The organism is Flavobacterium sp. N1994 (genome assembly GCF_025947145.1).
GTDB lineage: Bacteria > Bacteroidota > Bacteroidia > Flavobacteriales > Flavobacteriaceae > Flavobacterium.
Genome location: NZ_CP109999.1, coordinates 3,276,490 through 3,289,252, shown reverse-complemented (window position 1 = coordinate 3,289,252; position 12,763 = coordinate 3,276,490). Strand labels below are relative to the sequence as shown.

At 37.3% G+C, this 12,763-nt stretch carries 10 protein-coding genes and 1 pseudogene; 10 read left to right on the top strand and 1 reads right to left on the bottom strand.

What is annotated here, in order from left to right:
• Positions 1-8: 8 nt before the first annotated feature.
• Positions 9-332 carry an ArsR/SmtB family transcription factor gene (locus tag OLM53_RS14625; RefSeq protein ID WP_264520967.1) on the bottom strand — a complete coding sequence of 108 codons (324 nt, stop codon included), beginning with the start codon at positions 330-332 and terminating at the stop codon, positions 9-11.
• Positions 333-479: 147 nt separating this feature from the next.
• Between OLM53_RS14625 and tpx the strand changes: the two genes are divergently transcribed.
• From tpx to OLM53_RS14575, 10 genes and pseudogenes are all read left to right on the top strand, one after another.
• Complete coding sequence (gene tpx / locus OLM53_RS14620; protein ID WP_264520966.1) at positions 480-977, top strand: thiol peroxidase; 498 nt, start codon at positions 480-482, stop codon at positions 975-977.
• Positions 978-987: 10 nt separating this feature from the next.
• Positions 988-1,359: a diacylglycerol kinase family protein gene (locus OLM53_RS14615; RefSeq protein ID WP_264520965.1), complete on the top strand. Its 372-nt coding sequence runs from the start codon at positions 988-990 to the stop codon at positions 1,357-1,359.
• 47 nt (positions 1,360-1,406) lie between these two features.
• A complete protein-coding gene (locus OLM53_RS14610; protein ID WP_264520964.1) occupies positions 1,407-3,857 on the top strand; it encodes a DNA translocase FtsK in 2,451 nt (816 codons plus the stop codon).
• A 1-nt stretch (position 3,858) separates the two neighbouring features.
• Positions 3,859-4,500 carry a LolA family protein gene (locus tag OLM53_RS14605; protein ID WP_264520963.1) on the top strand — a complete coding sequence of 214 codons (642 nt, stop codon included), beginning with the start codon at positions 3,859-3,861 and terminating at the stop codon, positions 4,498-4,500.
• 7 nt (positions 4,501-4,507) lie between these two features.
• A pseudogene (locus OLM53_RS14600) lies at positions 4,508-5,917 on the top strand (LptF/LptG family permease); the annotation flags it as partial.
• 443 nt (positions 5,918-6,360) lie between these two features.
• A complete protein-coding gene (gene ribB / locus OLM53_RS14595; protein WP_264520962.1) occupies positions 6,361-7,497 on the top strand; it encodes a 3,4-dihydroxy-2-butanone-4-phosphate synthase in 1,137 nt (378 codons plus the stop codon).
• A 338-nt stretch (positions 7,498-7,835) separates the two neighbouring features.
• The gene (locus tag OLM53_RS14590; RefSeq protein ID WP_264520961.1) at positions 7,836-8,609 is read left to right on the top strand and encodes a S1/P1 nuclease; all 774 of its coding nucleotides are present in this window, start codon (positions 7,836-7,838) and stop codon (positions 8,607-8,609) included.
• 649 nt (positions 8,610-9,258) lie between these two features.
• The gene (locus OLM53_RS14585) at positions 9,259-10,140 is read left to right on the top strand and encodes a UDP-2,3-diacylglucosamine diphosphatase (protein WP_264520960.1); all 882 of its coding nucleotides are present in this window, start codon (positions 9,259-9,261) and stop codon (positions 10,138-10,140) included.
• Positions 10,140-11,180 (top strand): glycosyltransferase family protein, encoded by a 1,041-nt coding sequence (locus tag OLM53_RS14580; RefSeq protein ID WP_264520959.1) that lies wholly within the window; start codon positions 10,140-10,142, stop codon positions 11,178-11,180. The genes OLM53_RS14585 and OLM53_RS14580 overlap by 1 nt, the downstream gene beginning before the upstream one ends.
• Complete coding sequence (locus OLM53_RS14575; protein ID WP_264520958.1) at positions 11,180-12,535, top strand: GH1 family beta-glucosidase; 1,356 nt, start codon at positions 11,180-11,182, stop codon at positions 12,533-12,535. The genes OLM53_RS14580 and OLM53_RS14575 overlap by 1 nt, the downstream gene beginning before the upstream one ends.
• Positions 12,536-12,763 lie beyond the last annotated feature (228 nt).

Sequence of the window (12,763 nt, the reverse complement as noted above, 5' to 3'; positions counted from 1 at the left end):
ATTAAAATTTAACAACATTTCTTTTTTAATTGGGAATTGATACTGGTAAAGTAACTTTCTACTTTCTTTAAAGTATTTTCATCAATACAATAACAAATCGCGGTTCCTTCAATAGTGCCTTTGATGATTCCTGCATTTTTTAATTCCTTCAAATGCTGCGAAACCGTCGGTTGTGCCAAGGGCAATTCGTTGACAATATCACCACAAATACAACTATCTGTCTTAAGCAAATAGTCAACAATCGCTATTCTGGCTGGATGTGCCATCGCTTTAAACAAAGAAGCTAATTCATTTTGTTCATCCGAAAAATGTTCTGTTTTGGAGGCTCCCATAAGTATCTCTATTTGTATATTGCAATATTACGATAAACAAATAGTACCTTCCCAATATTTTCTCTTTTTATTTTTCAAAATCCTAAATCCTAATCCACTAATCCTAATTATTTTTACTACTTTTGGCACTTTAATTTTTATAAAAAAATGGCAACAATTACATTAGGAGGAAATCCAATACATACCAGTGGTGAATTACCAAAAATAGGTTCAAAAGCACCTGATTTCGAATTAGTAAAAACCGATTTAAGCAAAGCTAGACTAAGTGATTTTGCGGGTTCTAAAGTGATCTTAAACATTTACCCAAGTGTTGACACTGGAACTTGTGCCACTTCTACAAGAACTTTCAATGCTAAAGCTTCTGAAATGGAAAACACTAAAGTAGTGTGTATTGCTCGCGATTTGCCTTTTGCCTTCAAACGTTTTTGTGGTGCTGAAGGATTGGATAACGTTATTTGCTTATCGGATTTTAACACTGGAAACTTTGGTAAAAACTACGGTTTAGAAATGACCGATGGCCCTTTAGCTGGATTGCATTCTAGAGTCGTGATTGTTTTAGATGAAAATGGAGTGATTCAATATACTGAACAAGTTCCCGAAATAGCTGACGAACCTAATTACGGAGCCGCTTTGGCAGCACTATAATTTTTGACTTATGGAATTCCAAAAAGACAACTCTTTCTTTACCGGACGATTAAAAAGTATTGGTTTTGCTGTAAAAGGAGCCTATAAATTAATCACCACGGAACATAGTGTTATGGTACAGTCGTCATTGGCTGTAATCTTAATAATCGCTGGATTTGTTTTTCATATTTCAAGAGAAGAATGGATGCTACAAATTTTAGCTTTTGGTTTGGTTTTATCGGTAGAGAGTTTGAATACGGCCGTTGAAAAAATTGCCGATTTTATTCATCCCGAATTTCATGACCGAATTGGCTTTATCAAAGACATTGCTGCTGGTGCGGTGATGTTTGCTGCGATGGCTGCCATTGCTATTGGATTATTAATTTATGTTCCCAAATTTTAATAATCTCTCGATTAAATTTCTATTTTTATAGCGTTTATAACTAACTAATGGCAAAGACAGTAAAAAAAGAAAGTCCAGACAAAACGAAAGATCCCAACTTGGAAATCAAAATCCTAAAAACTAAAAAGCAATACCGCATGCTTTTCGGGTTTCTTTTGGTGTTAGTCTCTATTGCCTTCTTGGTTTCTTTTATTTCCTTTTTTGTATCTGGTCAAGCCGACCAAAGTGCTGTGGATTCTTTAACCGACAGAAGCCAAGCCGTAGAAAACTGGTTAGGTAAATTTGGCGCCTATTTTGCCGATTTGTTTATTTATCGTGGTTTTGGTGTAGCGTCCTTCTTATTTGTCAAGCTATTGTTTTTAAGCGGTGCTTTCTTATTGCTAGATTTACCCATCCGAAAACTGAAAAACACTTGGTTCTGGGATTTATTTGCTATCATTGTATTATCGATAACGTTTGGTTTTTTCTCCACTACTATTCCCGAATTAGGCGGAACCGTTGGCTATGAAATGAACCAATTCATTCAAGATTATATCGGTAAAACAGGAACGCTTTTAGGGATTATCTTTTTCATTATCATCTATTTAATTTTCAAAATAAAAATATCGCCTGATGCTGTAAAAACTTTCTTCGAGAAGAAACACAGTGATATCAAAGAAGATTTAAGTGCTTTAACTTCCACCGAGAACGGAACCGATTATAATTTAGAAGAATTTGCTGTAAAAGAAGAAGAGGAAGAAGAATTGGAAGAGCCTGTATTAAAACCTTCTCCATTTGAAATCAATAAGGAAAGTTTAAAACCTACTATTGAAAATGCTTCCGAGATTAATTTGGAACCTACGCTTAAAATGACGGTGACTCCTACTCCAACACCTGAACCACAAATCATTGAAACCAATGACGAAGCGTTTGTAATAGAAAAAGTACCAGATGAAGATATTGTAGAAGAAAATTTGGCAGCCAAATTAGTGGCTGATTTTGGTTTGTTTGACCCTACGCTAGAGTTATCCAATTACAAGTTCCCTACTATTGATTTATTAAAAGAATACGGTTCCGTTGGTATCACCATCAACCAAGAAGAACTAGAAGAAAATAAAAACCGAATTGTAGAAACACTAAAAAACTACAAGATTGATATTGCTCAAATCAAAGCTACTGTAGGACCCTCAGTAACCTTATATGAAATCGTACCTGAAGCTGGGATTCGTATTTCTAAAATCAAAAGCTTAGAAGACGATATTGCCTTATCATTAGCCGCCTTAGGAATTCGTATCATTGCTCCTATTCCAGGAAAAGGGACTATTGGTATTGAAGTACCGAATAAAAACCCAACGATGGTGCCTATGCGTGCCGTAATTGGTTCGGCTAAATTCCAAGAAGCTGAAATGGAATTGCCTATCGCTTTAGGAAAAACTATTTCTAATGAAACCTTTGTGGTAGATTTAGCCAAGATGCCTCACCTTTTGATGGCGGGGGCTACAGGACAAGGAAAATCAGTTGGACTAAATGCGGTCTTGACTTCGTTGTTATACAAAAAACATCCAGCAGAAGTGAAGTTCGTTTTGGTCGACCCGAAGAAAGTAGAGCTTACGCTTTTCAATAAAATAGAACGTCATTATTTAGCCAAACTCCCAGATGATGGTGATGCTATTATTACGGATAACACCAAAGTAGTGCATACTTTAAATTCGTTGTGTATTGAAATGGACAACCGGTATTCTTTGTTGAAAGATGCTATGGTTAGAAATATCAAAGAATACAACGAGAAATTCAAATCCCGTAAATTAAATCCGGAACACGGTCATCGTTTCCTGCCTTATATCATTTTGGTTGTCGATGAGTTTGCCGATTTGATTATGACTGCTGGTAAAGAAGTGGAAACCCCTATTGCTCGTTTAGCTCAGTTGGCTCGTGCGATTGGTATTCATTTAATCATCGCGACACAAAGACCCTCAGTAAATGTAATTACCGGATTGATCAAAGCGAATTTCCCAGCGCGTATTGCCTTTAGAGTAACTTCTAAAATAGATAGTAGAACTATTTTAGACACGCAAGGAGCTGACCAATTGATTGGACGAGGGGATTTATTATATTCTAATGGAAATGATTTAGTGCGTGTACAATGTGCTTTTGTTGACACTCCCGAAGTGGAAAGAATTGTAGAATATATCGGTTCACAAAAAGCATATGCTAGTGCTTATCTCTTGCCAGAATATGTTGGAGAAGATGGCAGTAGCGTGAATCTTGAATTTGATATTTCAGAAAGAGACAGCATGTTTAGAGAGGCTGCCGAAATAATTGTATCCGCTCAACAAGGTTCGGCATCATTATTGCAGAGGAAGTTGAAACTGGGTTACAATCGTGCAGGTCGTCTGATTGATCAATTAGAAGCCGCCGGAATTGTAGGTCCGTTTGAAGGAAGTAAAGCGCGAAGTGTTAACATTCCCGACTTAGCTTCATTAGATCAATTTTTCACCAATGAACAAAACAATGCCTAAAATGAAAAAATTCCTATCCCTTGCGATCTTGCTTTTAGTAACGTTTACCACCCATGCTCAAGATAAAAAAGCAAAGGAGCTACTTGACCAAGTAACCGCTAAGATTAAATCGTACAACAACATTACCATCGATTTCAAATATTCCCTTAACAACAGTAAAGAGAATATCAACAAAGAAAGCAAAGGCAACTTAGTGCTAGAAGGCAATAAGTATGTGTTGAATTTCATGGGCGTTACCAAAATATTTGATGGTAAAAAAAGCTATACCATCGTTCCTGAAGACGAAGAAGTAACAGTATCCAGCTTAAACGAGAAAGATGACAATGCCATCACGCCTTCTAAAATGCTTACCTTTTTTAACACGGGTTATAAATTTGCCTGGGATATTCTGCAAGATGTAAAGGGAAGAAAAATACAATACATCAAATTGACGCCAACCAATGCCAAAGACCAACGCAAAGAGATTTTGTTAGGCATTGATTCTCAAACCAAAAACATTTACAATGTCATTGAAATGGGTAAAAACGGAACAAAAACGACACTTATTGTTAATTCTTTTAAAACCAACCAACCTTTATCCAAAAATCAGTTTACCTTTGCTGCCAGTAAATATCCTAATTACTACATCAATAAACTAGATTAATCTCGAGGTGAAAATACTGGACAAGTACTTATTAAAATCTTTCCTCATTACATTTGCTTCTGTCTTTGTAATTCTATTTTTCATTTTTGTACTTCAAGTAGTTTGGCTTTTCATTTCTGAATTGGCTGGGAAAGACTTAGACTTCATTATGATTTTGAAGTTCCTACTATTTAAAATGCCAAGTATCATTCCACTGGTATTACCGCTTTCTGTGTTATTGGCTTCGATTATGACTTTTGGAAGTTTAGCCGAAAACTATGAGTTTGCCGCGATGAAATCCTCTGGAATATCGCTTCAAAGAGCCATGCGTGTTTTAATTTATTTCATGTGTATATTAAGTGTGGCCGCTTTTATCTTTGCCAATAATGTCATTCCGTATGCCGAATATAAATTCACCAACTTCCGAACCAATATTGCCCAAGTAAAACCAGCCTTAGCCATTGCCGAAGGACAGTTTAGCCAAGTGGGGACCTATAACATCAAAGTAGAAAAGAAGTCAGGAGATAATGGAAAGTTCCTAACTGGGGTTACCATACACCAGATGTCTTCTCTAGGAGCAGGAAGTAATACGGTGATCAAGGCTAAAAAAGGTGAATTAGTCAGTAGTGAACATTCAAACATATTAAAATTAGTTTTAAAAGAGGGTAATTATTACGAAGACATCATTCCAAAAGATTTTGCAGACCGCAATAAAGTTCCCTTTGCCAAAAGCGAATTCAAACGGTATGTAATCAATATTGATTTATCGAAATTGAACAACACCAATGTCAATGAAGATAAAATTACCAATACCAATACGATGCTTAACGTTAGCGAGCTTCGATTTACTTTAGATTCCCTGCAGAAAAACTATAATAAAGACGTAGAGTCGATTTCAGAAAACATCAACCTTCGTTCTTCTTTGAATGGTAGTACTGGTATATCTACTACTCCTACAGCACCTACCCTTAGCTTTGCCAGTATTTTACAGTCGTATTCTGTAACCGATAAATCTCAAATCCTCCGGGTGGCGAGTAGTACGGTAGATGCGACCAACTTCACTTTGGAAAGCTCTCGTTTTGAGTTAGAGGACAAACAAAAAAACATCAATTTGCACTGGATTGCTTTACATGATAAGTTTGTCATTGCCTTTGCCTGTTTGCTAATGTTTTTTATTGGAGCGCCCTTGGGGGCTATCATCAGAAAAGGCGGTTTAGGATTGCCGCTTGTTTTTGCAGTCCTTATTTTCATCATTTTTCACTTCATCAATACCTTTGGTAAAAAGGTAGCACAAGAAGGTGGCATCTCCCCCTTTTTAGGTTGCTGGATGGCATCCTTAGTCTTAGCGCCTTTAGCTATACTATTGACCAAAAAAGCTACCGATGATAAAGGATTTGCTATTAATATGGATGGGATTGCTATTTTCTTCAACAAGTTGTTACCAGCAAAAACAATAGACGTTGTAGTAGAAACCGTTACGGGTATTGAAATCCATGATGCAGAAAATACTACTGAAGTAACATCCTCTATTCCTAAAAAAGAAGTTCCTGTTAAAGAATCGATGCCAATAGATGCCTCCGCTATTCAAAGCCAATACAAAAAGTATAGTATCCTAACGCTTGTTAGCTATGTTCTTTTGTTTGCCGTTATCATCGCAACAGCTTTAGAAGGTTTGTTGGTTATAGGTGGGGTAATAGCGTTATCGGTTGTTTTTTATTTTATGGTATACAAAACGCAACAAATAGTAAAAACGGCAGGAAACCAAAAAGATTTAAAAGATGCTATTGTACTATTGGGTGCTTTCCCGTTTTATCCTCTATTCTATATGTACAATACCCTTTATTTAAAAGAAGTTTTATCCGAATCAAATAAAAACGTCTAATGGACAACCCAAAAACCATTCAACTCAATACTATTGAAGAAGCCATCGAAGACATCCGTCAAGGCAAAATTATTATTGTAGTAGATGATGAAGATCGTGAAAATGAAGGCGATTTTTTGGCTGCAGCCGAAAAGGTAACCCCTGAAATGATTAACTTCATGGCCACGCATGGCAAAGGACTCATCTGTGCGCCCTTAACCGAAAAGCGTTGTGATGAACTCGAATTGCACTCGATGGTTAAAAACAATACCGACCATATGGAAACGGCCTTTACAGTTTCTGTAGATTTAAAAGGTCACGGAGTTACCACTGGTATTTCAGCATCTGATAGAGCAAAAACCATTTTAGCTTTAGTAGATGAAACTACTAAACCCTACGATTTGGCTCGACCAGGACACATCTTTCCTCTAACAGCTAAACAAGGTGGGGTATTGAGACGAACAGGACATACCGAGGCAGCTATTGATTTTGCAAGATTGGCTGGTTTTAAACCCGCTGGTGTTATTGTAGAAATCATGAATGAAGATGGTACTATGGCTCGCTTACCACAACTGGTAGAAGTAGCTAAGAAGTTTGATTTAAAACTAGTTTCCATCGAAGATTTAGTGGCTTACCGTATGCAACACGATAGCTTAATTGTCAAAAAAGACGACTTCGAAATAACGACTCGTTTTGGTACGTTCCGTTTGAGAGCTTACCAACAAACAACCAACAATCAAGTGCATTTGGCGCTAACAAAAGGCAGTTGGAATTTAGGGGAACCTATTTTGGCCCGAATTAATTCGACACAAGCGAATAACGATATTCTAAATACTTTAGCCAGCGCTATGGATAAAAAGTTGGATGATGTTTTTAATCGTATCATTCAAGAAGAAAAAGGAGCTATTTTATTCATCAATCAAGAAGTAGACTCCTCTGATTTGTTAGACCGCTTAGCCGAACTCAAACAATTGCAAGCCGATGGTATTTTTAAAGTACCTCAAATTAAGATGGACGTAAAAGACTTTGGCATTGGTGCCCAAATATTACACGACCTAGATATTTCAAAAATACGACTCATCTCTAATACTACTCAAACCAAACGAGTAGGAATGATTGGATACGGATTAGAGATTACCGAATATGTAAAGTATTAAATCTTTACCCTCCTATAAGAAAGAAAAAAACGTCCTAGTATACTGGGACGTTTTTCATTTGTGGCTTTAACAATGACATTAGTTAGGACCAAAAACTACTTTTTGGTGAGTCGCCTTCTTCTCTTGACAAACTCATTGTTTTATAATACGAAGATGCCGCTATTCAGTGTAACAGTTGTTATATAAATTTTGGAAAATATTATACTATTCCCACTTATATAGTAAAGACTAAAATTGTAATCCTAATAATACACCCTATAGTCGCTTTCTGTTTTTTAACAAAATATTGACTTTCCCCTTTCAGAATTACAATACATTTACAGTCTAAATACCACTTAATGAAACAGACATTCTTCACAATGGCTCTGGCTGTTGTATTATTATTAGGCACTACTCGCTCCTTTGCCTGGGGGCAAAAAGGGCACGCTTTAGTCGCCGAAGTAGCTTTTCACTATATGGATGAAACTACCAAAAAAAATGTAATGCAGTTCTTAGGCGGCATGTCTATTGAGGAAGCTGCCAATTGGATGGATGCCATCAAAAGCGACCATGCCAATGATTATATGAAACCTTACCATTATATCGATTTTGAAAAAGGATCTAAAGAAATCCCTGAAGGCGATAATATCGTTACGGTACTCAACAGTACGCTAAAAGACCTTGACCATAAGGAAACGCTATCGCAGGACGAAATTAAAAGACGAATACTAATTTTGTTTCATCTTATTGGTGATTTACACCAACCGCTTCACATTGGTTATCCTTCTGACAAAGGAGGGAATAACGTACAGCTTAACTTTATGGGAGCCTACGGAACCAACTTACATGCTACATGGGATTCTGGAATTATTGAATACAAAGGTACTACCCTACAAGATGTTTTGAACAGCAAAAAATACACTTCTGAAGAGTTTGCTGCGGTACAAAAAACCGATATTATTGGTTGGGCTAAACAATCCAGAGGCTTTCTTAAAGAGGCTTATAGTGTGAGAAACAATAAAGCGGATGACTTCTATGTAGATGCAGTATACCCAATTATTGAAAACCAAATTCTGGATGCGGGCATACGTTTGGCGGGACTTTTAGAACATTATTTCAAAACCACTTCTTAAACAAAAACCCCTTGTCAAGTTTAGAGCATTGACAAAGGATAGTCGTTATTTTCGTTAAACGAAAACTTATAAAATCGTCCCAGAGCTATGGGACGATTTGCATTAGTAGTTAAAGCAATGTTATTTGTTAGGACCAAATATTCTTTTTGGTGATATGCCTTCTTCTCTTGACAAACACATTGTTTATATAAGCAAATGTGCCACTTTATAGTCATTCTCTTGTTATAAAATTATTTAGAAGAGTTGCATAATTCTCATTTTCAGGAGGTAACATTGTGTGTTGTGATTTAGTTTAAAGGAGGACGACTCTGCATTTCGGTTGGTTTCTTTTTGGGTTTGGGTTTTAAGTGGTGGGTTTAAACCTGACAGGTTTTAAAAACCTGTCAGGTTTGAGACCATGCTGCTTCTCAAATACCTTAACCTAAATTTAACCATTTGGCAATCATAGGTTTCCGATGTAGTTTTACTTTTAACCTAAATTTTATAGTATAAAAACACTATCGAAATAGTACTTAAATATACTACCCTCATACATCAAGTAGTGTTTGTTTCCAACACTGCTAAGGAAACATCTCCTCTAATTACTCGCTTACCTTCTTATCCATTGCTAACCCTGTTTTATTTTATAAAATAGATAAATCCATACGCTATGCCTAAAACTAAAAAAAGAAAAATTGATTTATTGGTACTCTCCGATATTCACTTGGGAACTTATGGTTGTCAGAGTAAAGAACTCCTAAACTATATGAATAGCGTCAAACCTAAAATGGTGGTGTTGAATGGGGATATTATAGACATCTGGCAATTCAGTAAACGATACTGGCCTAAATCCCACATGCAAGTCATTCACAAGCTCTTTAATTGGATGAGCAAAGGCGTCAAAATCTATTATATCACAGGGAATCATGATGAAATGCTGCGCAAGTTTGAAAGCTTCAAAATGGGAAAACTGTCTATTGAAAACAAATTGGTCTTAGACTTAGATGGCAAAAAGACCTGGATATTTCATGGCGATGTTTTTGATGTTACCATGCAACACTCGAAATGGTTAACCAAACTGGGGTCACATGGGTATGATTTGTTAATTCTTATCAATGCCGTTTGCAATTGGGTTTCGGTTAAAATGGGGAAAGGAAAAATATCCTTATCCAAGAATATTAAAAACAGTGTCAAAACGGCCGTTAAGTTTGTTAATGACTTTGAAAAGACCGCAGCCGATATTGCCATCTCTAACGGATATGACTACGTCTTGTGCGGTCACATTCATCAACCAGAAATGAAAACCATTACTACCTCACACGGTAATGTAGAGTACCTCAACTCGGGGGATTGGATAGAAAATCTTACGGCATTGGAATACAACAACAAAGAATGGTCATTATATAAATACAATCCTGAAGCCTTCAGCAAAGCAACGCTAGAAGCCAATGAAGACGAATTAGTATTAATGGAAAACGAGCAAATATTCAACCAAATGCTCGGTAGTTTTTTAGAAAAAAAGGATATCATCACCCCTATTAAATTCAAATAATGAAAATATTATACGCCGTACAAGGCACAGGTAATGGCCATATTACCAGAGCCATCGAAATCATTCCCTATTTACAACAAAAAGGGGAAGTCGATATATTGGTGAGTGGTATTCAATCGGATATTGAGTTGCCTTTTGAAGTGAAGTACCGCTTCAATGGCCTTTCCTTCATCTTTGGTAAAAAGGGAGGGGTTGATTATTGGAAAACCTTTATGAAGTTAAACTCTCTTAAATTACTAAAGGAGATTAAAAAAATAAACCTAAAGTCGTATGATGTGATTATCAGCGATTTTGAACCTGTCTCTTGTTGGGCTGCCATCAAAGCTAAAAAAGTCTGCATCGGATTGAGCAATCAAGTGGCTACTTTACATCCTTTGGCACCGCAACCCAAAAAACAAGACATGATAGGGAAATTAGTGTTGCAAAACTATGCGCCTACCACCTACAACTATGGCTTTCACTTTAAACGGTTAGACGGTACTATTTTCACCCCTATTATCCGAAAGGCTATCCGCGAATTAGCACCTACTACTGGAGAGCATTATACGGTCTATCTTCCGGCTTATGACGACTTGCAAATCATCAAACGGTTGGAGAAACTAACGGAAGTGCATTGGCAGGTCTTTTCGAAACACAACAAAAAAGAAATCCATTTAGAACATATTACCATACTGCCTATTACCCCTGATTTGTTCCTGAAAAGTCTGGCTTCGGCTAAAGGCGTTTTGTGTAATGCCGGATTTGGCACCGCAAGTGAAGCTTTATTTCTGAAAAAGAAACTAATGGTTATTCCGATGAAGAAACAGGTAGAGCAATATTATAACGCGGAAATGTTGAAAGAAATGGGCGTTCCTGTTCTTAAAAAACTAAATTCTGATAGCTTGCCGAAACTAAAGAAGTGGTTAGCCGATGATACTGTGGTGGATGTAGATTACCCCGACAACGCCGAAGAAATAGTGAACCTCATCCTCGAAAATCATGCTGGGAATAAGAAGATGGATACCCAACACGAATCGAATAAATACCCTTTATTTCAATAATGGCAAACAAACCGTTGGCTAAAAAAGACTTTGGAACCGATTTCTTATGGGGCGTTTCGTCCTCTGCTTTACAAACCGAAGGAGCGGCTACTGTAGATGGAAAAGGAGTTTCTATTTGGGATGAATTCGTTACCCAGAAAAAGAAGATTCTAAACAACGATACCCATTTTGAGGCAGCCGATTTCTATACGCAGTACAAAACCGATATTGCTTTACTCAAAGAAATGGGGATTCCTAATTATCGGTTCTCCTTGGCGTGGACGCGCATTATTCCTGAAGGTATTGGTGAAGTCAATCAAAAAGGATTGGATTTTTACCATGAGGTCATTGATTGTTGTTTGGAACACGGTATCGAACCCTTTGTAACACTTTATCATTGGGACTTGCCTCAAGCCCTAGAAAATAAAGGAGGATGGACCAATCGTGCCATACTAGAATGGTTTGCCGACTATGTAAGGGTTTGTGTCACCGCCTTTAAAGACAAAGTACGGTACTGGATGGTACTCAATGAACCTATGGTCTTTACTGGAGGAGGGTATTTTCTGGGCATTCATGCTCCGGGTAAAAAGGGGTTTAAGCATTTTATTCCTGCTATGCATCATGCCGTATTGTGTCAAGCTATTGGGTATAATACTATTAAAGCGATTGCTCCTGAAGCTCAAGTAGGGACCACTTATTCTTGTTCTTATGTTACTCCATATTCAGGTAAAGTCAAAGATAAAAAGGCCGCTCATAGAGTAGATGCTTTACTGAACCGTCTGTTTATTGAACCTACTTTAGGGTTAGGCTATCCGATTGATGCGCTTCCGTTTCTGAAGCGGGTAAGACAATACGAGTTGCCACAGGATAAACATTTGATGCAAGTTAGTTTTGACTTTATTGGGATACAAAATTATACTAGAGAAGTAGTGGGTCATTCGTTATTTACCCCCTACATCAAAGCCAAAATTATTCCTGCCGACAAACGCAAAGTGTTTTATACCGCTATGGATTGGGAGGTCTATCCTGAAGCCATCTATGAAATGATTCTAAAATACGACCGCTACGAAGGCGTAAAAAAAATACTGATTACTGAAAACGGTGCTTCCTTTCCTGATGAACTAGAAAATGGTATCGTAGACGACCACCATCGCAGTCATTTCATCAAATCCTATTTAGAGCAAGTCCTCAAAGCCAAGCAAAGCAGTACTAAGATTGCAGGGTATTTTGTATGGTCGCTCACCGATAATTTTGAATGGGCCGAAGGCTACAAACAACGTTTTGGACTCATCCATATTGATTATGCTACTCAAAAGAGAACCATTAAGAATTCGGGATGGTGGTATAAGAGGTTTTTGGAGGGAGGTGAATTTTGAATTGTGAATGGTGAATTTTGAATGGTGAATGATGAATGGTGAATGTTGAATTGGGATTTTGTTTAAAGGAGGACGACTCTGCATTTAAGGAACCACCCCGTCATACACTTCGTTATGCCACCCCTCCTTGAAAAGGAGGGGAGTTTTACGAATATCATTTTTTTGCAATTAAGTTATAAAAAGAGCGATAGTGCTCCCCTCCTTTTCAAGGAGGGGTGCCCGAAGGGC

Coding starts and splice junctions, on each gene's coding strand:
- OLM53_RS14580 (WP_264520959.1), top strand. CDS start 10,140: ATGAAAATATTATACGCCGTACAAGGCACAGGTAATGGCCATATTACC.
- OLM53_RS14605 (WP_264520963.1), top strand. CDS start 3,859: ATGAAAAAATTCCTATCCCTTGCGATCTTGCTTTTAGTAACGTTTACC.
- OLM53_RS14625 (WP_264520967.1), bottom strand. CDS start 332: ATGGGAGCCTCCAAAACAGAACATTTTTCGGATGAACAAAATGAATTA.
- ribB (WP_264520962.1), top strand. CDS start 6,361: ATGGACAACCCAAAAACCATTCAACTCAATACTATTGAAGAAGCCATC.
- OLM53_RS14585 (WP_264520960.1), top strand. CDS start 9,259: ATGCCTAAAACTAAAAAAAGAAAAATTGATTTATTGGTACTCTCCGAT.
- OLM53_RS14590 (WP_264520961.1), top strand. CDS start 7,836: ATGAAACAGACATTCTTCACAATGGCTCTGGCTGTTGTATTATTATTA.
- OLM53_RS14610 (WP_264520964.1), top strand. CDS start 1,407: ATGGCAAAGACAGTAAAAAAAGAAAGTCCAGACAAAACGAAAGATCCC.
- tpx (WP_264520966.1), top strand. CDS start 480: ATGGCAACAATTACATTAGGAGGAAATCCAATACATACCAGTGGTGAA.
- OLM53_RS14575 (WP_264520958.1), top strand. CDS start 11,180: ATGGCAAACAAACCGTTGGCTAAAAAAGACTTTGGAACCGATTTCTTA.
- OLM53_RS14615 (WP_264520965.1), top strand. CDS start 988: ATGGAATTCCAAAAAGACAACTCTTTCTTTACCGGACGATTAAAAAGT.